General features: G+C 56.5%; 24 protein-coding genes. 7 read left to right on the forward strand and 17 right to left on the reverse strand.

The window, feature by feature from the left end; all coding sequences use genetic code 11:
* Nucleotides 1-136: 136 nt before the first annotated feature.
* Nucleotides 137-1,141, forward strand: a complete 1,005-nt coding sequence (gene fbp / locus ACN28Q_RS09500) for a class 1 fructose-bisphosphatase (RefSeq protein ID WP_095846124.1) — start codon at nt 137-139, stop codon at nt 1,139-1,141.
* Between the two features lie 177 nt (nt 1,142-1,318).
* The gene (gene ppa, locus ACN28Q_RS09505) at nt 1,319-1,849 is read left to right on the forward strand and encodes an inorganic diphosphatase (protein ID WP_095846125.1); all 531 of its coding nucleotides are present in this window, start codon (nt 1,319-1,321) and stop codon (nt 1,847-1,849) included.
* Nucleotides 1,850-1,909: 60 nt separating this feature from the next.
* Here the strand turns inward: ppa and ACN28Q_RS09510 are convergent, their stop codons facing one another.
* From ACN28Q_RS09510 to tamA, 3 genes are read right to left on the reverse strand one after another with little or no spacing between them, the layout of a single operon-like run.
* A complete protein-coding gene (locus tag ACN28Q_RS09510; protein ID WP_095846126.1) occupies nt 1,910-2,254 on the reverse strand; it encodes a gamma-glutamylcyclotransferase family protein in 345 nt (114 codons plus the stop codon).
* Nucleotides 2,255-2,256: 2 nt separating this feature from the next.
* Entirely contained in the window at nt 2,257-6,075 is a 3,819-nt protein-coding gene (gene tamB, locus ACN28Q_RS09515; RefSeq protein WP_095846127.1) for an autotransporter assembly complex protein TamB, read from the reverse strand.
* On the reverse strand, nt 6,072-7,808 hold the full coding sequence (gene tamA / locus ACN28Q_RS09520; RefSeq protein ID WP_095846128.1) for an autotransporter assembly complex protein TamA: 1,737 nt from the start codon (nt 7,806-7,808) through the stop codon (nt 6,072-6,074). The genes tamB and tamA overlap by 4 nt, the downstream gene beginning before the upstream one ends.
* 277 nt (nt 7,809-8,085) lie before the next feature.
* Between tamA and msrA the strand changes: the two genes are divergently transcribed.
* Nucleotides 8,086-8,727, forward strand: coding sequence for a peptide-methionine (S)-S-oxide reductase MsrA (msrA, locus tag ACN28Q_RS09525; protein WP_165907032.1), 642 nt, complete (start codon nt 8,086-8,088; stop codon nt 8,725-8,727).
* Between the two features lie 165 nt (nt 8,728-8,892).
* Nucleotides 8,893-10,224: a polyamine export protein PaeA gene (paeA, locus tag ACN28Q_RS09530; protein WP_095846129.1), complete on the forward strand. Its 1,332-nt coding sequence runs from the start codon at nt 8,893-8,895 to the stop codon at nt 10,222-10,224.
* Nucleotides 10,225-10,309: 85 nt separating this feature from the next.
* On the opposite strand, the gene ACN28Q_RS09535 is transcribed toward paeA, so the two are convergent.
* Nucleotides 10,310-10,516: a DUF1107 domain-containing protein gene (locus ACN28Q_RS09535; protein WP_095846130.1), complete on the reverse strand. Its 207-nt coding sequence runs from the start codon at nt 10,514-10,516 to the stop codon at nt 10,310-10,312.
* Between the two features lie 324 nt (nt 10,517-10,840).
* On the opposite strand from ACN28Q_RS09535, the gene ACN28Q_RS09540 reads away from it, so the two are divergent.
* Nucleotides 10,841-11,398 (forward strand): YtfJ family protein, encoded by a 558-nt coding sequence (locus tag ACN28Q_RS09540; RefSeq protein ID WP_095846131.1) that lies wholly within the window; start codon nt 10,841-10,843, stop codon nt 11,396-11,398.
* On the opposite strand, the gene cysQ is transcribed toward ACN28Q_RS09540, so the two are convergent.
* Together cysQ and ACN28Q_RS09550 are read right to left on the reverse strand one after the other, a co-directional pair.
* Nucleotides 11,399-12,139, reverse strand: coding sequence for a 3'(2'),5'-bisphosphate nucleotidase CysQ (gene cysQ / locus ACN28Q_RS09545; RefSeq protein WP_165907035.1), 741 nt, complete (start codon nt 12,137-12,139; stop codon nt 11,399-11,401).
* A gap of 190 nt (nt 12,140-12,329) precedes the next feature.
* Complete coding sequence (locus ACN28Q_RS09550) at nt 12,330-12,950, reverse strand: BamJ family beta-barrel-assembly machinery protein (protein WP_095846133.1); 621 nt, start codon at nt 12,948-12,950, stop codon at nt 12,330-12,332.
* A 310-nt stretch (nt 12,951-13,260) separates the two neighbouring features.
* On the opposite strand from ACN28Q_RS09550, the gene ACN28Q_RS09555 reads away from it, so the two are divergent.
* A complete protein-coding gene (locus ACN28Q_RS09555; protein WP_095846134.1) occupies nt 13,261-13,932 on the forward strand; it encodes a LysM-like peptidoglycan-binding domain-containing protein in 672 nt (223 codons plus the stop codon).
* A gap of 33 nt (nt 13,933-13,965) precedes the next feature.
* Here ACN28Q_RS09555 and ACN28Q_RS09560 read toward each other — a convergent pair whose 3' ends face one another.
* From ACN28Q_RS09560 to yjfP, 6 genes are all read right to left on the reverse strand, one after another.
* Nucleotides 13,966-14,325, reverse strand: a complete 360-nt coding sequence (locus tag ACN28Q_RS09560) for a DUF488 domain-containing protein (RefSeq protein WP_095846135.1) — start codon at nt 14,323-14,325, stop codon at nt 13,966-13,968.
* Nucleotides 14,326-14,430: 105 nt separating this feature from the next.
* Entirely contained in the window at nt 14,431-14,883 is a 453-nt protein-coding gene (gene rplI, locus ACN28Q_RS09565) for a 50S ribosomal protein L9 (protein ID WP_095846136.1), read from the reverse strand.
* 39 nt (nt 14,884-14,922) lie between these two features.
* Nucleotides 14,923-15,150: a 30S ribosomal protein S18 gene (rpsR, locus tag ACN28Q_RS09570; protein WP_000135199.1), complete on the reverse strand. Its 228-nt coding sequence runs from the start codon at nt 15,148-15,150 to the stop codon at nt 14,923-14,925.
* Nucleotides 15,151-15,154: 4 nt separating this feature from the next.
* Nucleotides 15,155-15,472 carry a primosomal replication protein N gene (priB, locus tag ACN28Q_RS09575; protein ID WP_095846137.1) on the reverse strand — a complete coding sequence of 106 codons (318 nt, stop codon included), beginning with the start codon at nt 15,470-15,472 and terminating at the stop codon, nt 15,155-15,157.
* Between the two features lie 8 nt (nt 15,473-15,480).
* Nucleotides 15,481-15,879: a 30S ribosomal protein S6 gene (rpsF, locus tag ACN28Q_RS09580; protein ID WP_095846138.1), complete on the reverse strand. Its 399-nt coding sequence runs from the start codon at nt 15,877-15,879 to the stop codon at nt 15,481-15,483.
* Nucleotides 15,880-16,086: 207 nt separating this feature from the next.
* The gene (yjfP, locus tag ACN28Q_RS09585) at nt 16,087-16,839 is read right to left on the reverse strand and encodes an esterase (RefSeq protein WP_095846139.1); all 753 of its coding nucleotides are present in this window, start codon (nt 16,837-16,839) and stop codon (nt 16,087-16,089) included.
* A gap of 142 nt (nt 16,840-16,981) precedes the next feature.
* On the opposite strand from yjfP, the gene bsmA reads away from it, so the two are divergent.
* On the forward strand, nt 16,982-17,296 hold the full coding sequence (gene bsmA / locus ACN28Q_RS09590) for a biofilm peroxide resistance protein BsmA (RefSeq protein WP_095846140.1): 315 nt from the start codon (nt 16,982-16,984) through the stop codon (nt 17,294-17,296).
* A 2-nt stretch (nt 17,297-17,298) separates the two neighbouring features.
* Here the strand turns inward: bsmA and ACN28Q_RS09595 are convergent, their stop codons facing one another.
* The 5 genes from ACN28Q_RS09595 to ACN28Q_RS09615 form a co-directional block, all read right to left on the reverse strand.
* A complete protein-coding gene (locus ACN28Q_RS09595) occupies nt 17,299-17,697 on the reverse strand; it encodes a DUF350 domain-containing protein (RefSeq protein ID WP_095846141.1) in 399 nt (132 codons plus the stop codon).
* A 159-nt stretch (nt 17,698-17,856) separates the two neighbouring features.
* Complete coding sequence (rlmB, locus tag ACN28Q_RS09600) at nt 17,857-18,588, reverse strand: 23S rRNA (guanosine(2251)-2'-O)-methyltransferase RlmB (protein ID WP_095846142.1); 732 nt, start codon at nt 18,586-18,588, stop codon at nt 17,857-17,859.
* Nucleotides 18,589-18,647: 59 nt separating this feature from the next.
* Nucleotides 18,648-21,116 carry a ribonuclease R gene (gene rnr, locus ACN28Q_RS09605; RefSeq protein WP_095846143.1) on the reverse strand — a complete coding sequence of 823 codons (2,469 nt, stop codon included), beginning with the start codon at nt 21,114-21,116 and terminating at the stop codon, nt 18,648-18,650.
* A 59-nt stretch (nt 21,117-21,175) separates the two neighbouring features.
* The gene (nsrR, locus tag ACN28Q_RS09610; RefSeq protein WP_095846144.1) at nt 21,176-21,601 is read right to left on the reverse strand and encodes a nitric oxide-sensing transcriptional repressor NsrR; all 426 of its coding nucleotides are present in this window, start codon (nt 21,599-21,601) and stop codon (nt 21,176-21,178) included.
* A 376-nt stretch (nt 21,602-21,977) separates the two neighbouring features.
* Nucleotides 21,978-23,276: an adenylosuccinate synthase gene (locus ACN28Q_RS09615; RefSeq protein WP_095846145.1), complete on the reverse strand. Its 1,299-nt coding sequence runs from the start codon at nt 23,274-23,276 to the stop codon at nt 21,978-21,980.
* Nucleotides 23,277-23,341 lie beyond the last annotated feature (65 nt).

The following is a 23,341-nucleotide window of genomic DNA, read 5'->3' on the forward strand; positions in this document are numbered from 1 at the left end:
TATTCTAACCCTCAGATTAGTCCAGAAGAAATGGATTTGCCTATGAATAGCGTTTCGCTTTGGGCTACACTGCTGAAGAAAACGTAAGCGGTTTGTTACCAAATCGCTGTCCATCTGTCGATTCAGGGAATGTGTCATGAAAACGTTAGGCGAATTTATCGTCGAGAAACAACACGACTTTCCTCACGCCACCGGTGAGCTGACTGCGTTACTCTCCGCCATCAAGTTGGGCGCCAAGATTATCCACCGCGACATCAATAAAGCGGGCCTGGTGGATATCCTCGGCACCAGCGGCGTTTCAAACGTACAGGGTGAAGTCCAGATGAAGCTGGATCTGTACGCGAATGAAAAACTGAAGGCAGCATTAAAAGCGCGCGGCGAAGTGGCCGGCATCGCTTCTGAAGAAGAAGACGAGATCGTTATTTTCGACGGCGAGCGTGCAGAAAACGGCAAATATGTCGTGCTTATGGATCCTTTGGACGGTTCATCAAATATTGATGTTAACGTCTCTGTCGGTACTATTTTCTCTATTTACCGGCGTGTAACGCCTGTGGGCACTCCCGTCACCGAAGAAGATTTCCTGCAACCCGGCAACCGCCAGGTCGCAGCCGGTTACGTGGTCTATGGTTCTTCAACCATGCTGGTCTACACTACCGGCCACGGCGTTCATGCTTTCACCTACGATCCGTCGTTGGGGGTGTTCTGCCTCTCACACGAACGGGTGCAATTCCCGGACACCGGCAATATGTATTCCATCAACGAAGGCAACTACATCAAGTTCCCTCTCGGCGTGAAGAAATACATCAAATACTGCCAGGAACAGGATGAAGCGACGTTACGTCCTTATACCTCACGCTATATCGGCTCACTGGTTGCCGACTTCCATCGCAACCTGCTGAAAGGCGGTATTTACATATACCCCAGCACCGCCAGCCACCCAAAAGGCAAGCTGCGCCTGTTGTATGAATGCAACCCGATGGCATTCCTGGCCGAACAGGCTGGCGGCAAGGCCAGCGACGGCAAAAACCGTATTCTTGATATCCTCCCTGAGAAGCTGCACCAGCGGGCGCCGTTCTTCGTCGGCACCAAATCGATGGTCGAAGACGCAGAACGCTTTATCGCCGAATTCCCAGACGAATAATCCCCCCCGCCGCCAGGCGCTAACGTTGCATCATAGCCCTGGCTGGCGCCGGATTAATCCGGAAAACATCGCAACGCCCAAGCCACACGGCGCCGGTGATGAAAAGGGCAGGAAATCGTAAAAGAGTCCGCTATAATAGCCGCCACTCCATTTCTGGTTTGATGAAAGGAAACCGACATGAGCTTGAACCTGGTCCCTGCTGGCAAAGACCTGCCAGAAGATATCTACGTAGTTATCGAGATCCCGGCTAACGCCGATCCGATCAAATACGAAATCGACAAAGAAACCGGCGCGCTGTTCGTTGACCGTTTCATGTCCACCGCAATGTTCTACCCGTGCAACTACGGCTACATCAACCACACGCTGTCTTTGGACGGTGATCCGGTTGACGTACTGGTGCCAACGCCATACCCACTGCAGCCGGGTTCCGTGATCCGCTGCCGCCCGGTCGGCGTTCTGAAAATGACCGATGAAGCCGGTGAAGATGCGAAACTGCTTGCCGTTCCGCACAGCAAACTGACTAAAGAATACGATCACATCAAAGACGTGAACGATCTGCCAGAACTGCTAAAGGCACAAATCGCCCACTTCTTCGAGCACTATAAAGATCTGGAAAAAGGCAAATGGGTTAAAGTCGAAGGCTGGGCAGACGCCGCCGCGGCTAAAGCCGAAATCATCGCCTCTTTCGAGCGTGCCGCCAAAAAATAAGGCCGCACGCCATGAAAAAACACCGCCCAGTGGGCGGTGTTTTTTTTATTGCCGTTCTACTTATTCTTCGTCACGCTTTAGCCAGTCGCCGCTTTCGATCAGCGGATAACCTTCCACACTGTGTTTATACAGGTAGATCCACGCGCTCCCATAAGGCGTTTGAATCAGTTCGCGCCGGTAATCTTTGGTATTACTTTTCAGTTCATCCAGTTCGGCCAGAATCGAAGAGGTGATCCGGTACACTTCACAATGTATCGTCCCCTCCCCCACGATTGCCGCTGGATAGTGGCCCAAATTATAAATCTGGTAGCCGTCGAGCTCATGTTCACCCAGCCACTGGGCATTGGTCATCCAGTGGCTGTTCCCCTGTTTGCGCCTTAAACTGCCGTAGACAATTATTCGCATCGCTAAAACTCAAACTGATAGAGCAAATCTAATGCCTGGTCGATACCAGACACCGCTTCCAGATACAACTTGGGCATCAAGCGGTAACGCAACGTCAGCGTGGCCAGCGAGTCGAAAATACCCACCCCATATTTTACTTGTAAGCCAGGGAGGACATAACCGCTCACTACAACCTGGGAACTGTCGCCAACTCCCTGGGTATCAAGGGCCAAATTACTTACGCCAAACGCCTCGCCGATTTTACCCACAAGTTGCCCACTTTGTGCAACCCCCATACCGATCAACATTGAGGTCATGGCGTTGCCATCGGCGCCGGAACTGCTCAGGCCCTGGCCGCGCAGCAGATAAGACAAGGCTTCCTGTTGTGATTTGGTCGGATCGGAGAACACTTCCAGCTTCGGCGCATCCGCCAGCCCGGTCACGCGCACCCCGGCCACCACGTCGTCCTCGGTGGAATCCGGATTACGGATCGCCTCCATGTTCAGGTAGGGTTGATCCGGCGGCCCAGAGAACATCAGTTGGCCTTTGCGTACAATCAGATCCTGGCCATAGGCGTGGAAACGCCCGTTCAGGATATTAATCTGGCCATTCAGGCCAAGGCCGTTTCTATCCTGCACCACCTTCAGATCGCCCTTCAGGCCGGCTTTCAGGCCAAAGGCATCAAGCCGCACGTCATCGCCCACGTGGATCATCAGGTTGCTGTTGATCGGGATGGACGCGGTTTGCTCATGTATCGGCTGCAGCTTGTCGTCCAGCATCACCTCATCGGAAGAGACGCCCACCGCGCTTGCCGGCAGTTCCTGGACGGTAATGCGTGCCCACGGGATATCCACCTTGCCGTTAAGCGAGAAGAGCTGCGGCGTGGCTTCAAACACCACGTCAGGCGAAACATCAACACGGGCCATCGGTGGCACTGAAACGCGCAGCTTATCCCCCTTGGCGGCAATGCGCGCATTCCAGGCGTTAAGCTCGCGCCAGTCTGCGTCCCCGGTCAAGTTCAACTGCCCATGGGTCGTCGCAATCAGCCCTTCCAGCGTTGAACTCATGCCGTTGAAGTTAATCACCAGCCGGCCATTGGTCATATCAAACGGCATCCAGTTGCCGTCGATATCCACCTGATCCAGCGCCAGGCGGCCAAACACCAGCGGTTTTTGCACACTGCCGCCCAAGCGCAGGTTGGCGTTCAGCATCCCCGCCGCCTTCTCACCCTGCATCAGCGCCGGGTTGAGCAGCGCCAGCGAAATATTGGTGATGTTGACGTTGCCGGCGATGTTGCGCCGCCCTTGCGGATCGGCCACCTGCACGTTGCCCTCCAGTTGGCCGTTGTTGGTGAGCTTAATCAGCCAGTCCGCCTGGGCGCGGCCATTGTTCAACGCCGCGTTGAGGTTCAAGCGGTCAAAGGCGATCGGCAGGGGCTTGCCCTGCACCTGCTGCACCACCTTCACACCGTTGCCCACCAGCGAGACTTTCGCCTGCGGCAGCGCTTCGCCCGCTTTCCAGCTTACGTCGGCACGGCCGTTAAACACCCCGCTCAGTGCGGTTTCCTCGCCGAGGAACGGTTTGAGCATGTTCAGATCAAAGCGGTTAAGCACCACGCTTGCCTGCCCACTGGCGCCCGCTTCAATGGTGTTCGGCACACACAGTTCCGCATCCGGGTTTTGCCAGCAGTGCGGCCCAACGCTGATTTTCTGTTGGGTATTGAGGTAATCCAGGGCGATAGCGCGCGTCAGGCGCCATTCGCCGACCGGGGTATCAAAACGGGTGTTGTTCAGATTGCCGCGCCAGCGCTGCTGCTGGCGATCAAAGCTGCCGGCCAGCGCCAGTTGCCCAGAAACCGGCTTGCCATCGATTTTCAGTTGCAGCGTATGCTGTTTCTCGCTGCCCTTGGCTTCCAGCGTCAGCAGGTTAACTTCCAGCGCATCCTGCTTGAGCTGTTCCACGCGCACCGCCAGTTGCCCCTGGATCTGATCGCTGGAGCGCACATCGCCGTCGATCTTCACCCGGTTAATGCGCAACGCCTGCCATTGCAGGCCGGAAGCGACCAGATCCGCCAACAGCTGCGGCGCCTGCAGGTTGCCGCGCAGTTTGAGCACCCCTTTGGCGGTGCCGCCCAGCCCCGGCAGCGCACCATCAAGGCGCGGCGCATCAATATTGGCATCCAGGTTCCAGCTCTTTTCATCCAACTGGCCTTTCACGTTCAGCGTATTGCGCCCCAGCGCCAGATTGACGCCGGGGATCGTCCACTGGCCGGCCGCATTGCCGCTCAGCGAGCCGTGCGCCGACACGCTGTTTTGCTTCACGTTGCCGCGCAGATCCAACTGCGGCACCTGCAACTGCCAACTGCCGCCATACAGGCTACCGCGCGTGGTGATTTTACCTTCCAGCTTCGCCGGCCATTCCGGCCACTGTTTGGCGGTGTTGATGCCGCTCAGCGTAAGCTGCGAGTTCCAACTGATCGCTTTACTCCAGTCCACCAGCGCCGTGAGATCGGTATTGCCCTGCAGCGCCGCCAGGCGCAAGCGATCGAGCTTGAACTGTTCAATGTTGCCCTTGCCATCCAGCGTCAGCACCGCCGGCGGCAAATCCTGGCCTTTGATATTGGCGCGGGTCGACAGCGCATAATCCGTCGCTTTGCCGCTAAAGCGCAGTTGGAAATCATCCACCTGGTACTGCGCGGCACCGGCCAGCGGCCACTTGAGCTGTTTGCTCTGCAACGTCAGCGCCAACGGCAGGCCGGCTTCCGCCAACTGGGTCTGCACGTCGAGTTGAGCGCCGACCGGGCCGGAAAGGTTAAGCGCCACCGTCAGCGCTTCACGCAGGCCGCCACCGATATCGAGCTTAATCTTCTCGCCTTTTAGCGGATCAATGTTCAACGCTGCATTCGCCGCCATCGTCACCGGCCAGGTACCGGTTAGTGAAGCCTGCCCCTTCGCCGACAGCGAGCCCTGCGGCGACTGAACGGTGAAACTATCCAGTTTGATGTGCTGATCTTGAGTGCTGGCCTGCAACAGCAGGCTGGAAATCAACACATCGGTATCGCCGGTCAGGCGCAACTGCTCACCGCGGATTTCCTTCACGGTAATATCCAGCGGCAGGCGAATTTCCGGCAGATCCGGCAATAGCGGTTTGGCAAACAGTTCTTTTAACGTTTCGCCCAGCGGCTTCTCTTCCAACTTCGGCGCGGGTGCTGGCGTATCGCTGGCTTTCTCCGCGGCCTGCTTCGCGATATCCACCGCCGGTTGCACCGCTTCCGGCAACGGGTTCTGCGGGGTTTTCGGCAAGGCGATCAGCAGCGAACTGATTTTGGTCGGCAACAGCGTTAATGCACGCTCTTGCCACTGTGCGCCGGTATGGAACTGCGCCAGCGAAATCGCGGTTTCGTCCACTCGCACGTTGACATTGTTTAGCGCCAGCATGCGCAGCGTGATCGGATACGGCGTACTCAGGTTGGTGGTGGGCTCGCTGTTCTCCTCCGCCGGCGCCGAAGGCGCCATTTTCGCGGTATCCACCGCAACGTCGACATCGTCGGCGGTCAGCGCGTTAACGCACAGCGAACTGCGACGGAAACAGGACAGATCGAGCGAGAGGTGGAACTGGCCGGCGTTGACGGTAACGCCCGGCATCTGATACTTGACGCCTTTCAACGTCAGATCGCGCCAGCCGCCGGTGACGCTGGCGATATCCAGGCCGGGCACCCAGCGTGCGGCGCCGTTGATCACCATATGCAAACCGGTGGTGGTGCCCAGCAAAAACGCCACGCTGCCCACGATCAGCAGCAGTACGATTAAAAATCCAAGAGAAATCTTTTTTATCAGGCTCATAGTTCAGGCCCCAAACCGATATAGAACTGCACCCCGTGGGTTTCCTGGTCCCCCACAGGGGCGGCAATATCCAGCTTCACTGGCCCAACCGGCGACTGCCAGCGCACGCCGACGCCCGCCCCGGTTTTGAAATCGCTTTTTCTGATATCGTTCACGGCTTCACCGGAATCGACAAACACCGCGCCCCACCATTTGCCCGTCACGTTATATTGGTACTCCAGCGAGCCGGTGAACATTTTCGACGCACCGGTCAGCTTACCGTCATCGTCACGCGGTGAAATGTTTTTATATTTGTAACCACGGATGCTGCGATCGCCCCCGGCGAAAAAGCGCAGATCCGGCGGGATCTTATCGAAGTTATTGGTTTCAATCCAACCCGCCTGCGCGCGCGCCACAAAGCGGTGTTTCTCCGCCAGGGTGCGGATCCACACGTTCTGCGCCTGCAACAGGGCAAAATCAACGCCGGATCCCCACGTGGTGTCGGAAACATCGAGGGAATAGCGCTGCGAGTCGCCCCAGGTTGGCATCAACCCGCCGCGTGAACGGGTACGCGCCACGCTCACCCCAGGATACAGCAGCATGGTGGTATCGGTGACGTTCGCCTGGGTAAAGTGGTCGAGCCGCCAGGTAAAGTTAACGGCGTGCTGCCAGCCGCTGGAAAGATCCCAGTTGCGCGATGCCACCACCTTGGTGCTGTCCGCCTTGGTATCATTCAGGTCCTGGCTTTTGAAACCGGCCTGCAGCAGGTAATACTGCTCCAGCGGGCTCTTGAGCAGCGGGATTTTATACGAGAGATCGAGCTGTTGCTCCGGCGCCGAAACATAGGCGCTGGTTTCCAGGCTGTGGCCACGATCGTTCAACCACGGTTTTTTCCACACCCCTTTTACGCGCGGGCCAACGTCGGTGGAATAGCCAACGCCGGCTTCCATGGTGTTACGGCTGCGTGGGGAAACCACCGCGTCCAGCGGCAGCACTTTGCTCGCTTTTGAATCCTTGAAGTCCGGCGATACCACCACCGAGTTAAACCAACCGGTGGCAGACAAACGGCGGTTCAGCTCGGCCAGATCGCCCGAGCTGTAATAATCCCCTTTATGGAAAGGCACCAGATTTTGCAGATAATCTTCGCGGATTTGCGAGCCTTGAAACTTAACGTCGCCGAAGTGATAACGCTCACCGCTGTCAAAATCGATATCCCAGTAGGCCTGGTGCAAATCTTCCGCCACCCCAAGCTGGCTCTTGACCATCTCGGCATCAAAATACCCTTTGCGCAGCGCCAGGCCGGTCAGGGAACTTTTAAAGCTGTCGTAGGTACCGTGGTTCAAAATAGCGCCAATCTCCGGGCGCCCGCGCTTCACCGCCGCGAGATAGTCTTCATCGGTTCTGGCACCGCCTTGCAACACAATGTCGGCGCCAGCGATACGCACCGGCTCACCGGGGTTGACCTTCGCATGCAGCACCGGCCGCGACAGGTTTGGGTTGTTATCCAGCGAGAAATCAATGGTCGGCTGATAGTAGCCCAGCGGCCGCAGCCCCTGGCGGATGGCCTGATCCACGCGCGCACGAAAGCGCCCATCGGCACTGACTTCATCACTGCCAATCGCGGACAAACGTACCCGAACATTTTGTTCCAACTCCCCGCTAAGACCTTCCACCTGCAAGCGTACGTTGGCCGCCAATGCCGGCGGCGCAGTAAATAACACGCATAAAACGCAAAGGGCACGGTATCGTGGCACGCGTTCTCCTTAGATTATTCTACTTTTCCTATACAACCTTAGCACTGGTGCCGGGGATTACACCGGGATAACACGATGATTTATCAACCACCACGGCACCATTGAGCGGCATGCCCAGCCGCAAACAAGACACATTCTCTGCTTTTTGCGCCCTATATACTGCGTTAAACTTACACAGAAACGCAACATATTGCCTATTGTGGGCAAAGAGGCGTTCAGATACAACTAACGCCAGGGCGTCTTGGCCCAATAATTATCGTGATAACAGGAGTCAACCGTGGTGCCATCTTTTGATAAGTCTCAACCGATTGATAAAGCGAACGCATTACCAGGCCGCACCACCCCAATGCCCGTGGCAACCCTCAACGTGGTCACCGGCCACTCAATGACTCAGGTGCCGGAAGGCATGGAAGTGGCAATTTTCGCCATGGGCTGTTTCTGGGGCGTCGAGCGTTTGTTCTGGGAACAAGCGGGCGTCTACAGCACGGCTTCCGGCTACAGCGCTGGTTTTACCCCGAACCCCACCTACGAAGAAGTCTGCACCGGGCAAACCGGCCATGCAGAAGTGGTGCGCGTGGTGTTTGATCCCAAGACCGTCAGCTATAAACAGTTGTTACAGCTGTTCTGGGAAAATCACGATCCGGCACAGGGTATGCGCCAGCGCGGCGATATCGGCACGCAATACCGCTCCGCTATTTATACGTTAAGCCCGCAACAGCAGGCCGAAGCGGAAAGCAGCCTGCAACGTTTCCAGCAGGCAATGGACGCCGCAGGCGACGCGCGCCGCATCACCACCGAAATTGCCCCCGCTCAGCCTTTCTATTATGCGGAAGACTATCACCAGCAGTATCTGCACAAAAACCCGGAAGGTTACTGTGGCCTGGGCGGTATCGGGGTGTGCCTGCCACCGCAGGGCTAACGCTGTCATTTTTCATCACTGGCGGCTTTCAGTGAGCTGCTGTTATACTATGCGCGGGCCGTGAAAACGGCCTGATAGCCGCTTTTCTGGTTGTTATCACACGTTTTTTTAATGAATTACCCTCCTCAAAAGCGCCGGCATCCCGCCGGCACGAATGGATAAACTATGTTAGACAGTATATTACTGATTCTTTTTCTGATCGCCGTGAGCGCCTTTTTCGCCCTGTCGGAAATCTCATTGGCCGCATCGCGCAAGATCAAGCTTAAGCTGATGGCTGACGAAGGGAATATTAACGCCGCCCGGGTGCTCAAACTGCAAGAGACACCGGGTATCTTCTTTACCGTAGTGCAAATTGGCCTGAATGCCGTCGCCATCCTTGGCGGTATCGTCGGCGACGCCGCCTTCTCTCCCACCTTTAAACCTCTGTTTGAGCGCATTGTTTCCCCGGAGCTGGCAGAGCAGATCAGCTTCATTTGTTCTTTCGTCCTGGTGACCAGCCTGTTCATCCTGTTCGCCGATTTAACCCCGAAGCGCATCGGTATGATTGCACCAGAGACGGTTGCCGTCCGGATCATCAACCCGATGCGTTTCTCGATCATGGTCTTCCGCCCGCTGGTGTGGTTTTTCAACGGCATGGCGAACCTGATCTTCCGCATGTTCAAACTGCCGATGGCGCGCAAAGACGACATCACCTCCGACGATATCTATGCCGTGGTGGAGGCGGGCGCGCTGGCCGGGGTGCTGCGTAAGCAGGAGCATGAGCTGATTGAAAACGTGTTCGAGCTAGAATCGCGCACCGTGCCTTCCTCCATGACCTCGCGGGAAAACGTGATTTTCTTCGATCTGCACGAAAGCGAAGAGAACATCAAACAGAAAGTGCTGACCCACCCGCACTCCAAGTTCCTGGTGTGCGACGGCAACATCGATCAAGTGGTGGGCTATGTGGATTCCAAAGATCTGCTGAACCGGGTGCTCGGCAACCAGAGCCTGGCGTTAAGCAGCGGCGTGCAGATCCGTTCAGCGCTTATTGTGCCGGACACGCTGACGCTGTCAGAAGCGCTGGAGAGTTTTAAAACCGCAGGCGAAGACTTTGCCGTTATCCTTAATGAATACGCGCTGGTGGTTGGCATCATTACCCTGAACGACGTCATGACCACCCTGATGGGGGATCTGGTCGGCCAGGGCCAGGAAGAACAGATTGTCGCCCGTGATGAGAGCTCGTGGCTGATTGAAGGCGGCACGCCGATTGACGACGTGATGCGGGTGCTGGATATCGATGACTTCCCGCAGGCAGGCAACTACGAAACCATCGGCGGCTTTATGATGTATATGCTGCGCAAGATCCCCAAGCGCACAGACTTTGTGAAATACGCCGGGTACAAATTTGAAGTGGTGGATATCGACAGCTACAAGATAGACCAGCTGTTGGTGACCAGGCTAAGCGACAAGCCTGCGGCAGTTTTGCCAAAAGCCGCGGATGAAACTATCCCTTCCTGATCCCGGCAGACCCACCTCCTCGCCATAGCGAGGGGGTGGTTTCGAACCGCCCAATCGTACCGGGCGGTTCCCCGCCCTAAGAGCATCAACATATTTCTGACTGCAACTGCAATACGTGGCGGTTAACCTCTGACATCACGCTGAAGTGGCGTTTATCACGCACTTTTGGCAGCAAAATCTTGCCCTTATCGAACTCAAACGCGCCGACGTCTTTGATATACAGCCGCCCGCGGAATAGGGTTTTGACGTACTTGGCCACTTTCAATGGGTTATAGCGATGGAAGATTCTCATTATATTACTCTCCTCCCGTTGGACCACGCGTTCAATAGGCCGCCAACGTGGCGGCATTTCAGACTGAACGCAATTTCATAGCACTAGTGTAGACCGGATTCCGGTGACTTGGTTCCCACACAGTGAATTTATTCACTAGATTTACACTTTTTGACAGAGTTACGTATAGTGATTACCTTAATTTTCAGTATATCCATTCACAAAGCAGGTGATATCCTGCAAAGGAAAAAACTGCGATCCCGCTAACAGGACAGACCGCCTATCACCACCTATGCTTTCTGCTGTTTAGGTTGTGACGGTAATTTTTTCCAGCAAGGAGAACCTATGAAAACAAGCAGCCTGCTCGCCATATCATTGCTGCTTACCCCGCTTTTATCTTCAGCACATAATTTCCAGCCCCAACAACGCGTCGCGCCGGTTGGCGTCAGCGAAGAAGGCGAACTGCGCTACACCAATGGCGCATTCAGCTACGGCAACTGGAACAGTGCGCAGCTCAGCGGCAAAGTGCGCGTCATTCAGCATATTGCGGGCCGCAGCGCCGCCAAAGCGATGAACGCACCGCTGATTGAAGCGCTCAAGGAGGCAAATCTACCGCACGATCGTTACCAAACGACGACAATCATCAATATGGATGATGCCATTGTCGGTAGCGGGATTTTTGTACGCGGCAGTATTGAGGACAGCAAAAAAGAATTCCCGTGGTCGCAGTTTATTGTCGATGACAACGGCCGCGTGCAGAAGGCCTGGCAGTTGCAGCCGAAAGGCTCCGCAATTATCGTGCTGGATAAACAAGGGAAGATTCAGTTTGCCAAAGACGGCGCGCTTACGCCGGAAGAAGTGCAGCAAGTGATGAACATGCTGCACCAGTTACTGGCGAATTAATTAAAACAGGGAAACCCGGAACCCCGGGTTGAGGAACGACTCGCGCGGCGTGTAGAGCAACGCTTTGCCCTGCCAATCGCGGATCTGCGCCCCGGCGGCAACGGCCACAGCATGGCCCGCCGCCGTATCCCAAACATTGGTTGGCCCAAAACGGGGGTAAAGCTGCGCCGTGCCCTCCGCCACCAGGCAGAACTTCAGCGACGAGCCGACGGAAACCGTCTGGTGTTCACCCAACTGTTTCAGGTAATCCTTCAGTTCTGCATCCATGTGCGAGCGGCTCACCACCACCAGCGGAGGCTGGCCATTGCTGACGTGAATTTTCCGCCGTGCGCCATTTTCCTCTTTCCAGGCGTTGCCACGTTCAGCCAGATACAGCACGTCGATCGCCGGGGCGTACACCACCCCCATGACCGCTTCACCGTTTTCAATCAGGGCGATATTGACGGTAAACTCGCCGTTGCGGTTCAGAAACTCCTTGGTGCCGTCGAGCGGATCGACCAGCCAATAACGCGACCAGCGGCGGCGCACCTCCCAGGCAGGGGGATCTTCCTCCGACAGCAACGGCACATCCGGCGTCAGTGCGGCCAGGCCGCGTTTGATAACGTCATGTGCCGCCAGATCGGCGGCCGTCACCGGCGAATCGTCTTTTTTCTTGGCTGCTTCGAGCGGTTGCTCGCCGTGATACACCGCCATGATTGCCTTGCCCGCTTCACGGGACAACTGGCAAATTTGCTCTAACATCATCCACCTCAGGTATGCTAAACCACCTATTTTATTGCCAGACTAGTTTTCTTTACGCCAAATAGCCATCCCCCGCCGATACTATAGTGTAGCAAACGCAACCTGCAGGCATCAGCGCACAGCGCCAAAACGCGGCAATGCACAAAAAATAAGGGCGCCAACCGGCGCCCAGGGAATAGCGGGAAAGAAATTAGAGGATTTCCAGCAGCTCAACGTCAAACACCAGTGCGCTAAACGGCGGGATTGACGCGCCGGCACCACGTTCGCCGTAGGCCAGGTTGTGCGGGATATACAGTTGCCATTTAGACCCAACCGGCATCAGCGTCAGCGCTTCGATCCAGCCTGGGATCACGCCGCTGACCGGGAATTCGGCCGGCTGGCCGCGTTCTACGGAGCTGTCAAACACGTCGCCGTTAGTCAGGCGGCCGGTGTAGTGTACACGCACACGATCCTGGCGGGATGGGATTGGCCCATTGCCCTGCTCCAGCACGGAAAACTGCAGGCCGGATTCCGTCTGCGTGACTTCGGCGCGCTTGGCGTTTTCTTCCAGGAATTTCTGGCCTTCAACCGCCAGCGCCTGCTGGCGCTCACGGCGCACGGCATCCGCACGCTCGTGCACTTCACGCAGCGCACGATGCACTACGTCTACTGGAACCGCCGGGGCATTCCCTTCCAGCGCATCACGCAGACCGGCCAGCAGGGCTTCCGGTTGTAAACCTTCCAGGCCGGACTCTTGCAACTGCTGGCCGACCTGTAAACCAATCCCGTAGCTTGCCTGCGCTTCAACGCTGTCAAAAGAAGGGGTTGTCATTGGGGGGGTTTCCTTTAATCGGTGAAAAGACAAGGAGCAGCATAACAGCGCGGCAAAGCCGGGTAAAATCTTGTGTGGATAATGGTGACTTTTATGCTAGAAAAAGAAACAATACCCCGCATGCTAACATCAGGCGCCGTTACCCCTTAGTGGCCTTTAGGCTGTCGCAATTGGCCGTTGGCCGTCTTGCCCTGCCTATCGCGGACACAGCTTAATTCAATCAGTTAGCGGATTATGCGGAAACGGGCTCTCGGGTTGGCGCTACACCATGGATACTGCGGTATTTTACGCTGCTTAAAGAGAGGTCACCATGGGCAGAATCACGCCCAGGAAAAGGAAAACCACCCGCATATATATGCCGATGCTGCGCACTTGGCTTAATGTCAGCGCACGCCTGAAGCCAGATACGGAACGGGAGGCTGCGGCTACGCCGGAAGAGGCGGAAACACAACAACCCGCCGTTGAACAGGGCAAAGGGCAGGCAATAAAAGCGTTGCTGCTTAAAATCTGGCATGCCCCGGACACATTCCACTGGATGGAACCGCTGCCCAATTTCCACCGCCGCTGGGTCATCATCATCGGCGCATTGCTGTTGCTGGCACTGTTATGGCCCTACTCGCCAGAAACCGGCAGCCAGGATACCCTGGCCGGCAATCAGCAGCACACGCCACAACAGGAACCGCCGCAGGGCGGCGACGCAACGGCACAGCCCGAACAAGGCAATTGGCTAAGCTACCAGATCCAACCGGGGCAGACGCTGGCGCAGCTGTTTCGCGACAATAGCCTGCCGGTGAACGACGTCTTCGCCATGGCGCAGGTGGAAGGCGACGACAAGCCGCTAAGCAACCTGAAGGCCGGGCAGGAAGTCCGCATCGCACGCGATGCCGCCGGGGTGGTCGCGGCGCTGTCGATCACCACCGTCGATAATCGCCAGATCACCTTCCAGCGCCAGCCCGATGGCAGCTATCGCCGCGCGCGCTGACGGTTAACGCCCACCGCATTAGCGTCAGTTTCCTCATTGCTGCAGCTGTTGCAGCAGAAAATCCCGCAGCACAACCGCATGGTTGTGCTGCTCGTCCTTGCTGCCGTAGAGTAGCGTCAGGAGTTCGCCGTGCCGTAACAGCGCCACCAGCGGCTGCCAGGCGCCATTTTCCGCCAGTTGGCGGCGGTATTGTTCAACAAAGGCATCCCATTGCTCTGGGTGATGGTGGAACCACTGGCGTAACGCCGTGTCTGGGGCGATCTCCTTTAGCCATTGCACGCCGGCCAGCCGTTGTTTGCTGACACCGCGCGGCCAAAGCCGATCGATAAGAAAAGCATGTTGCGGCGCCGGGCCGCTAAACGCATAGACGCGCTGTAACACAATCTGTGCCATAACCGTTCCTCCCTGTTGCCATCAGGGTAGCGCGTTTTGCCGGGAACAGAAAAGCAAAACGCCAGCACAAGGCTGGCGTTTTAACCGTGGTGATGCAAAAAGCGATTAAGCTTCAGCAACCACAACTACATTCAGCTGCGCGAATACGTCGCTGTGTACCTGGAAGTGCACTTCGTGCTCACCGATGGTACGCAGAACGCCGTTCGGCAGACGAACTTCACTCTTGGCAACTTCAACGCCAGCAGCAGTCACTGCGTCAGCGATGTCGCGGGTGCCGATAGAGCCGAACAGTTTACCTTCGTCGCCTGCTTTAGACACGAGGGTAACTGAACCCAGTTCGTTGATCTTGGTTGCGCGAGCTTCGGCAGCAGTCAGAGTTTCAGCCAGTTTGGCTTCCAACTCTGCACGGCGTGCTTCGAAGAACTCAACGTTTTTCTTGGTAGCAGGAACAGCTTTGCCCTGTGGTACCAGGAAGTTACGAGCATAGCCCGCTTTAACGTTAACCTGATCACCCAGGCTGCCCAGGTTTGCTACTTTATCAAGCAGAATAACTTGCATTACCTTATCCTCTCAAAGTCGTTAATGGACAGTGGCCGATTACTGATGACGATCAGTGTACGGCAACAAAGACAGGTAGCGCGCGCGCTTGATAGCACGGGCGAGCTGGCGCTGATATTTGGCGCGAGTACCGGTAATACGGCTCGGGACAATTTTACCACTTTCAGTGATGTAGTTTTTCAGCGTAGCGATGTCTTTATAGTCAATCTCTTGAACGCCTTCCGCGGTGAAACGGCAGAACTTGCGACGACGGAAATAACGTGCCATTTGGCTAGTCTCCAGAATCTATCAATTCAATCTGCTCGGCATGCAGCACCAGTTTATTCAGCCCGTTGCGCCCTTGATGGCAACTCACGAAGCCGGTAACGGTGATCTGACTGCCGACCGTTAATCTTTGAGTTAATGCTTGTGACGTTTGTCCGCTGACAACGACGGGCATTCTGCACCATGATTGTCTGCTGAATCCGGCTTCCTGCTGCTGGGATCTGTGCTCAAGCACAAACTGGCAGTGGGGTATACCGGACGGACTCACTTTTCGAACCGGCGTCTTGCATATAGTGCCCGACAAGACCAGACGATTAGCCGTCACGGTGGCAATTACTCTTCAGAATCCCCAGCATCTGCATCATCTGTGGTTTCGTTAGCGAAATCTTCGCGGCGATCGCCACGACGTTCGTCTTTCGCTTTAACCATAGGGGATGCTTCGGTTACCGCGTGTTTAACGCGCATAATCATGCTGCGGATAACGGCGTCGTTGAAGCGGAAGTTAGTTTCCAGCTCATCGATCGCTTCCTGCGGTGCTTCAACGTTCAGCAGAACGTAGTGAGCTTTGTGCAGTTTGTTGATCGGATAAGCCAGCTGACGGCGGCCCCAGTCTTCCAGACGGTGAATCTGACCTTGCGCGTTAGTGATAGTCGCACTGTAACGCTCGATCATGCCCGGAACCTGTTCGCTTTGGTCAGGATGGACCATAAAAACGATTTCGTAATGACGCATCGAATTGCTCCTTACGGATTATTCAGCCTCCTGTCAGGGTCAACCGCGGCCCATGGAAGCAAGGAACGTGTTTGTGTGCGGCTGAAAAATGACGCGTAATCATACTGACGCTGCGCGGGAAACTCAAGGAACAAGTGCGTTTTCTTTGTTTATTTCCGCGCAAGCGCGAAAAGCGGCGCCTGAACGCCGCCGGGGGGCAAGAAGAGGTTACAGCTCGCGTTGGAAAAACGCCGCCGTGGCGTCCAGCGCCAACGGGGTGATGCGGTGCGTTACATTCGGCTCGGTCAGTAGCGTGAGCTGTTGCGCCAGGCCCCGCGCCCGCAGCGCTTGCGCCAACCGCAGGCTTTCCGCTGTCGGCACCAGGTCGTCGGCTTCCCCATGCCAAAGCAGCAGCGGCCGCCCGGCCAGTTTTTCCACCTGCTGCTCCGGGCTATAGTCGGCCAGCGGGGCCAGGCGCGCCGCCCACTGCGCCGCCGGCAACGGCTGACCATCCGCACCAAGCGGCGGGAACAGGGTTTTCGGCAGTTGGATAAAATCCCCCGATCCCATCAGGCTGGCCGCCGCCTGGATCCACGGGTAGCGTACCAGCGCCCCCAAGGTGGTCATTCCGCCCATAGAAGCCCCGGCAACGCCAATGCGGCCATCGGCAATCAGCCCGCGCTGCTCAAAATGCGCCTTCAGCGCCGGCAGCTCGTCAATATTGCTTTTCAGGATTTCCCAGAAGTGCGCCAAGCGTTGCGGTTCGTCGCCGTTAAAACGCTCACCGTGCAAATCGGCATCCGGCAACACCACGCGAAACCCCGCTTTGGCCAGCGCATAGCCGAAATAGGAATAGACCGCTTTTGACGAGCTATAACCATGATAGAAAAATACCGTTGGCAACGGCTGCGCGTACTGCCCAGCCGGCACGGCGTGAATTAACGCGATATCCCCCGCGTGTTCGTCATAAATCTCGATCATCTCGGTACTCCTGTCTATCTACATCTCTTTATCATGGCAAAACCGGGAAAAAATCATTAGTTCAATCGGTTCCAACATATGCTTAAACACCCGGTATTGCGTTAGACTGGAGCCATATTAGCCAGAGCCGCCGAGGCCATAGATGAAATTTTCCCGCATCATTACGCTGTTATGCACGATCAGCCTACTCTGCGCCTGCAGCGTATTCCAGACCACGCCGAAGCCGCCGCCGGCCGCCATTGCCGGCCAGGCGCAGGAAGTGACTCGCGCGCAAACTTACGGATTGGAAAAGATCGCCAACGTCAGCGCCAGGGTATATGGCAGCCCGATGGATATTCAGGCGGAGATCGCCCGCCAGGCGAATGCCCGCGGGGCGAGTTATTATTTGATCGTGATGTATACGGAAAGCAAGCTAACGCCCGGCCAGTGGTATTCACAGGCCATCCTGTACCGTTAGGCTCAATAGCTCATGCAGGCGGCATTCAGCACACCGCCGCTGATGGAGACGCCGCCCAGGAAAATCCCGGCCGCCACATGGTTGGCCTCAATTTTGCTGCTCACGCGCGGCATATAGAGCTTCACGGCGGCAAACAGCAACAGTTGCACCACCAGCGCAACCACGCCCCACAGCAGATAATCCAGAATGCCGATCGAATTCACCGCCGCGCTGGCTAATGGGATCACATAGCCCAGGCAAGCGCCGATAAACGCAAAAGCGGCGGCCTGATTGTCTTGTTTGATCAGCGTCCATTCATCATGTGGGGTAATACGGGTGTAGACGAACAGGAAGACCAGCACCATGGCAAAGCCGCTAAAGAAATAAGCCGCGAACGCACCTAATGCGCCAATAATATCCATACCCTGCTCCTGTCATCGTGAGTGGCGCCCTTTACAGGCCGGATAGTGAATCTAAAAGGTTTTCGCATTAAGAGCCACTGTTTATTCATTCGCCGCCCAGTGGCCTGGGCCGCTGGCTACCCTCTCCCACGGGCGGGAGAGGAAGCCGCCGCGTGGCGATCAGCTGCGCTGGCGCACCGCTTCAAACAGGCAGATGCCCGTCGCCACGGAGACGTTCAACGAAGACACGCTGCCGGCCATCGGGATGCTGATCAGCTCGTCACAGTGTTCGCGCGTCAGGCGGCGCATGCCTTCGCCCTCGGCGCCCATCACCAGCGCCATCGGGCCGGTCATTTTACTTTGATACAGGGTATGGTCGGCCTCACCGGCAGTCCCCACCACCCAAACATTCATTTCTTTCAGCAAACGCAAGGTGCGGGCCAGGTTGGTGACGCGAATCAACGGCACGCTTTCCGCCGCGCCGCAGGCCACTTTCTTCGCCGTGGCATTCAACTGGGCGGAACGATCGCGCGGCACGATAACCGCATGAACGCCGGCAGCATCGGCGCTGCGCAGGCAGGCCCCCAGGTTGTGCGGGTCCGTAACGCCGTCCAGCACCAGCAGGAAAGGGGCCGCCGTACCGTCCAGTAGCGCTGGCAGATCGTTTTCCTGATACTGCCGCCCTTCACGCACGCGGGCGATAATGCCCTGATGCACCGCGCCTTCCACCTTTTCATCCAGCCATTGGCGGTTCGCCACCTGGATCACGATGCCGGTGGCTTCCAGTTCGGCGATCAACGGTTGCAGGCGGCGATCGTCACGCCCCTTCAGAATAAACACTTCCAGGAAGCGCTGGGGATCGCGTTCTAACAGGGCTTTAACGGCATGAATGCCGTAAATAATTTCGCTCATGAGACTCTTTTGACTGTGCGGCCGGCAAGTGCCGGCCGGTGATAATGATCTGCGGCAGGTTAGCCCTGCTCAGCGTTTTTTTTCTTACCGGCGCGCTTGGCCTTCGTCGCTGCCGCAATTTTTTTGGTTTTTTCAGACGTTTTTTTAGGCTTCGCCTTTTTGTCTTTATTCACCGCTGCGCCGGGCTTAGCGCCCTCTTTGCGAAACGCGCTGTCCGGTTCGAAATTGGCCGGTGGCTTACCGCCGCGGCGTTTACGGCCGTTGCCGCCGTCGCGCATCTGCGGTTTCCCGCCCTTCTTCGCACGATCACGCTCGGTTTTGCCGGCACCGCGCGGTTTGCGGCTGCTGGAAACCAGTGCGAAATCGATTTTTCGCTCATCCAGATGCACCGCTTCCACACGGATTTCCACCGTATCCCCCAGCCGGTAAACCGTACCGGAAGACTCGCCGATCAGGCGCTGGCCGATATTATCGTAGCGATAATAGTCATTATCCAGTGTTGATACGTGCACCAGGCCATCGATGAACAGATCGTTCAGGCGCACAAAGAAGCCGAAGCCCGTCACGCTGGAGATAACGCCGCTGAACTCCGAGCCAACGTGATCCTGCATAAAGTCGCATTTCAACCAGTCGGCAACGTTGCGCGTGGCTTCATCGGCCCGGCGCTCGGTCATCGAGCAATGCGCGCCCAGTTGCAGCATGTCTTCAAAGTCGTAGTGCCAGCCGCCGGTTGGCGTCCAACGGTGCGCAGGCTCGCCGTGCTCTTTCGCCAGCAAGTATTTGATCGCACGGTGCAAGGACAGGTCCGGATAACGCCGGATCGGCGAGGTGAAGTGGGCATACGAAGACAGCGCCAGGCCAAAGTGGCCGCGGTTTTCCGGATCGTAAATCGCCTGTTTCATCGAGCGCAGCAGCATGGTTTGCAGCATTTCACGATCCGGGCGATCTTCAATCTCATCCATCAGATCCGCGTAATCTTCCGGCTGCGGCTTAAGGCCGCCGCCCAGCGTCAGCCCCAGCTCGCTCAGGTTACTACGCAGTGCAGTGATATGATCATCGCTTGGGCGATCGTGCACGCGGAACAGCGCAGGCTCTTTGCTCTTCTCAACAAAGCGCGCCGCCGCGATATTGGCCATGATCATGCACTCTTCAATCAGCTTGTGCGCATCGTTGCGCACCGTCGGCTCTACCCGCTCAATGCGGCGTTCGGCGTTAAAGATGAACTTGGCTTCTTCGGTTTCAAACGCAATGCCGCCGCGCGCCGCACGCGCCTGATCGAGTATCAGGTACATGGTGTGCAGTTCCTGCAGGTTCTTGACCAACGGGCGGTACTGTTCGCGCAATTCCTGATCGCCCTGCAGAATGTGCCAGACCTTGGTGTAGGTCAGGCGGGCATGTGAATTCATCACCGCTTCATAGAATTTATAAGAAGACAGCCGCCCTTGGGCAGAGATGGTCATCTCGCACACCATACACAGGCGATCCACCTGCGGGTTCAGGGAGCACAGGCCGTTAGACAGCACTTCCGGCAGCATCGGCACCACCTGGGAAGGGAAGTATACCGAGTTGCCGCGGCTGCAGGCTTCGTCATCCAGCGCAGTGCGCGGGCGCACGTAGTAGCTGACGTCGGCAATGGCCACCCACAGGCGCCAGCCGCCGCCGCGTTTTTTCTCACAGTAGACGGCGTCATCGAAATCGCGCGCGTCTTCGCCGTCGATGGTCACCAGCGGCAGTTGGCGCAGATCGACACGCCCTTTTTTCGCCTCTTCCGGCACCTGTTCGCTAAGGTCGGCAACCTGCTTTTCCACCTGTGGCGGCCAGGTATGCGGGATCTCATGGGTGCGCAGCGCAATATCCACCGCCATGCTGGTGCCCATTTTATCGCCGAGGATCTCGACGATCTTGCCCACCGCTTTGGTGCGGCGCGTCGGGCGCTGGGTCAGTTCCACCACCACCATATAGCCCATACGCGCGCCGCTGACGGCATCAGCCGGGATCAGGATATCAAAGCTCAGGCGGCTATCATCGGGAACTACGAAGCTGGCGCCGGCATCGGTAAAGTAACGGCCGACGATCTGGCTGGTTTTCGGCACCAGCACGCGCACAATACGCGCTTCACGGCGGCCTTTGCGATCGGCGCCCAGCGCCTGTGCCAGCACCACATCGCCGTGGATCGCCATTTTCATCTGCTCGGCAGAAAGATACAGATCGTCCTTGCGCCCTTCTACGCGCAGAAAACCATAACCGTCACGGTGGCCAATGACCGTACCGCGCAGCAGATCCAGGCGCTCAGGCAGGGCATAGCACTGCCGGCGGGTAAACACCAATTGACCATCGCGTTCCATGGCGCGCAGACGGCGGCGCAGCGCCTCCTGCTTTTCTTCCGTGTTCAGATCCAGTTCTTTCGCCAGCTCGTCACGGCTGGCCGGGGTTTCTCGTTTCGCCAGATGGGAAAGAATAAATTCACGACTGGGGATTGGGGATTCATATTTTTCTGCTTCTCGTTCCAAGAATGGATCTTGTGACATTGCGGTTCCTCCGTTGTCATCAGCAGGGTGCTGCCGAGTCTTGTCTGCTCAGCAACATTTTATTCGACAAGCAATAGCTTGTAGAGCGGGGGGTTGTCCTCGATCATATCGGCCAGCGTGTATCTATCCAGCTCTTCAAGGAAATTTTGTACGCCCTGATGCAGCACCTGTTTCAGGCGGCACGCAGGGGTGATATGGCAAAATTCACTGCTGCAGTTAACCAGAGAAAGCGGTTCCAGCGCCCGCACGACATCGCCGATACGGATGGTTTCTGCCGGCTTGCCCAACCGGATACCGCCATTTTTACCCCGCACCGCGGCCACTAGCCCAACCCGGCTTAATTGATTGATAATTTTCACCATATGATTACGGGAAACGCCATAGACATCGGTCACTTCCGAAATGCTGGTCATTTTCTCTGCCGGCAATGATGCCATGTAGATCAATGCCCGCAGGCCATAATCAGTAAAGCTTGTTAACTGCACATCCTACCTCTGGGTATAACTTTACCCGTTTGATACGCCGCGTTACGGCATACCGAAAAGAAACGGCGGCGCTTTTGGCCCACCCCATCTTGCGACATGCGCCTTGCTGCAAACCCAAATAATCCACAGCAGCATTGATGTATCATTATGGAGCGCGGCCTGCCTATTGGATAATAAACCAGGCGGAGAGTTCGCCGCCATTTATATTAGCGCACAGAAAGACTCAGAGCGGGGTTATGTCGCCATAATCTTGCAAACTCGGCCTAAACGATAAGGTTGGCGCCAGCCTGCAACCTGAAGTATGAAGGGTATAAAGAAGATAAAAACAAACCGGGCCATGCCCGGTTTGTCTGATCACCAACCGTAAACGGCCAGATTACGCGTCGAACGGATCGCGCAGGATCATGGTTTCGCTGCGATCCGGGCCGGTAGAGATGATATCTACCGGAACGCCGGTCACTTCTTCAATGCGCTTAATGTAGTTCAGCGCCGCCTGCGGCAGCTTGCTGTGCTCTTTCACGCCAAAAGTGCTTTCACTCCAGCCTGGCAGGCTTTCGTAAATCGGCTCGATACCTTCCCAGCCTTCCGCCGCCAATGGCGTGGTGTCCACTTCGCGGCCGTCTGGCATACGGTAGCCAACGCAAATTTTCACTTCTTTCAGGCCGTCCAGCACGTCCAGCTTGGTCAGGCAGAAGCCGGACAGTGAGTTGATCTGCACAGCGCGGCGCACCGCAACCGCGTCCAGCCAGCCGGTACGGCGGCGGCGGCCGGTAGTGGCGCCATATTCGTTACCCTGCTTGCATAGGTATTCGCCGGTTTCATCAAACAGCTCGGTCGGGAACGGGCCAGCGCCAACGCGGGTGGAATAGGCCTTCACGATACCCAGCACATAGTCCACGTAGCGTGGGCCAAGGCCGGAACCGGTCGCAACGCCGCCAGCGGTGGTATTGGAAGAGGTTACATACGGATAGGTGCCGTGATCGATATCCAGCAGGGTGCCCTGGGCGCCTTCGAACATGATCAGATCGCCGCGTTTGCGTGCGCTGTCCAGCAGCTCGGAAACGTCAACCACCATCGCCGTCAGGATGTCGGCGATAGCCAGAACTTCATCCAGCGTTTTCTGGTAATCAACCGCATCCACTTTGTAGTAGTTAACCAGTTGGAAGTTGTGGTAGTCGATGATGTCTTTCAGCTTGGTGGCGAAAGTGGCTTTATCGAACAGATCGCCAACGCGCAAACCGCGGCGGGCAACTTTGTCTTCATAAGCCGGGCCAATACCACGGCCGGTGGTGCCAATCGCTTTCTCGCCACGCGCTTTTTCACGCGCGTTATCCAACGCAACGTGATAAGGCAGGATCAGCGGGCAGGCTTCAGACAGCAACAAACGTTCACGTACCGGGATGCCGCGTGCTTCAAGCTCTTTCATTTCTTTCATCAGTGCATCTGGCGCCAGAACAACACCGTTGCCGATGATGCTGGTCACGTTTTCACGCAGAATACCTGATGGAATTAAATGAAGAACGGTTTTTTCACCGTTAATAACCAGAGTGTGGCCAGCGTTATGGCCACCTTGGTAGCGCACAACGTATTTAGCCCGTTCGGTCAGCAGGTCTACGACCTTACCCTTACCTTCGTCACCCCATTGGGTGCCCAGTACGACGACGTTCTTACCCATTTTTCGAAATCACCGGTTGCTTAAAAAAGGATTCTAACATCGTAATTTTTGAGTTTCAGCACTTT

Origin of the sequence: Gibbsiella quercinecans, from assembly GCF_002291425.1 — a bacterium.
Classification (GTDB): domain Bacteria; phylum Pseudomonadota; class Gammaproteobacteria; order Enterobacterales; family Enterobacteriaceae; genus Gibbsiella; species Gibbsiella quercinecans.

Coding starts and splice junctions, on each gene's coding strand:
- fbp (WP_095846124.1), top strand. CDS start 137: ATGAAAACGTTAGGCGAATTTATCGTCGAGAAACAACACGACTTTCCT.
- tamB (WP_095846127.1), bottom strand. CDS start 6,075: ATGAGCCTGATAAAAAAGATTTCTCTTGGATTTTTAATCGTACTGCTG.
- ACN28Q_RS09540 (WP_095846131.1), top strand. CDS start 10,841: ATGAAAACAAGCAGCCTGCTCGCCATATCATTGCTGCTTACCCCGCTT.
- rplI (WP_095846136.1), bottom strand. CDS start 14,883: ATGCAAGTTATTCTGCTTGATAAAGTAGCAAACCTGGGCAGCCTGGGT.
- ACN28Q_RS09535 (WP_095846130.1), bottom strand. CDS start 10,516: ATGAGAATCTTCCATCGCTATAACCCATTGAAAGTGGCCAAGTACGTC.
- yjfP (WP_095846139.1), bottom strand. CDS start 16,839: ATGATCGAGATTTATGACGAACACGCGGGGGATATCGCGTTAATTCAC.
- ACN28Q_RS09595 (WP_095846141.1), bottom strand. CDS start 17,697: ATGGATATTATTGGCGCATTAGGTGCGTTCGCGGCTTATTTCTTTAGC.
- paeA (WP_095846129.1), top strand. CDS start 8,893: ATGTTAGACAGTATATTACTGATTCTTTTTCTGATCGCCGTGAGCGCC.
- bsmA (WP_095846140.1), top strand. CDS start 16,982: ATGAAATTTTCCCGCATCATTACGCTGTTATGCACGATCAGCCTACTC.
- cysQ (WP_165907035.1), bottom strand. CDS start 12,139: ATGTTAGAGCAAATTTGCCAGTTGTCCCGTGAAGCGGGCAAGGCAATC.
- rpsR (WP_000135199.1), bottom strand. CDS start 15,150: ATGGCACGTTATTTCCGTCGTCGCAAGTTCTGCCGTTTCACCGCGGAA.
- ACN28Q_RS09550 (WP_095846133.1), bottom strand. CDS start 12,950: ATGACAACCCCTTCTTTTGACAGCGTTGAAGCGCAGGCAAGCTACGGG.
- ACN28Q_RS09510 (WP_095846126.1), bottom strand. CDS start 2,254: ATGCGAATAATTGTCTACGGCAGTTTAAGGCGCAAACAGGGGAACAGC.
- ACN28Q_RS09560 (WP_095846135.1), bottom strand. CDS start 14,325: ATGGCACAGATTGTGTTACAGCGCGTCTATGCGTTTAGCGGCCCGGCG.
- rpsF (WP_095846138.1), bottom strand. CDS start 15,879: ATGCGTCATTACGAAATCGTTTTTATGGTCCATCCTGACCAAAGCGAA.
- ppa (WP_095846125.1), top strand. CDS start 1,319: ATGAGCTTGAACCTGGTCCCTGCTGGCAAAGACCTGCCAGAAGATATC.
- rlmB (WP_095846142.1), bottom strand. CDS start 18,588: ATGAGCGAAATTATTTACGGCATTCATGCCGTTAAAGCCCTGTTAGAA.
- ACN28Q_RS09615 (WP_095846145.1), bottom strand. CDS start 23,276: ATGGGTAAGAACGTCGTCGTACTGGGCACCCAATGGGGTGACGAAGGT.
- rnr (WP_095846143.1), bottom strand. CDS start 21,116: ATGTCACAAGATCCATTCTTGGAACGAGAAGCAGAAAAATATGAATCC.
- ACN28Q_RS09555 (WP_095846134.1), top strand. CDS start 13,261: ATGGGCAGAATCACGCCCAGGAAAAGGAAAACCACCCGCATATATATG.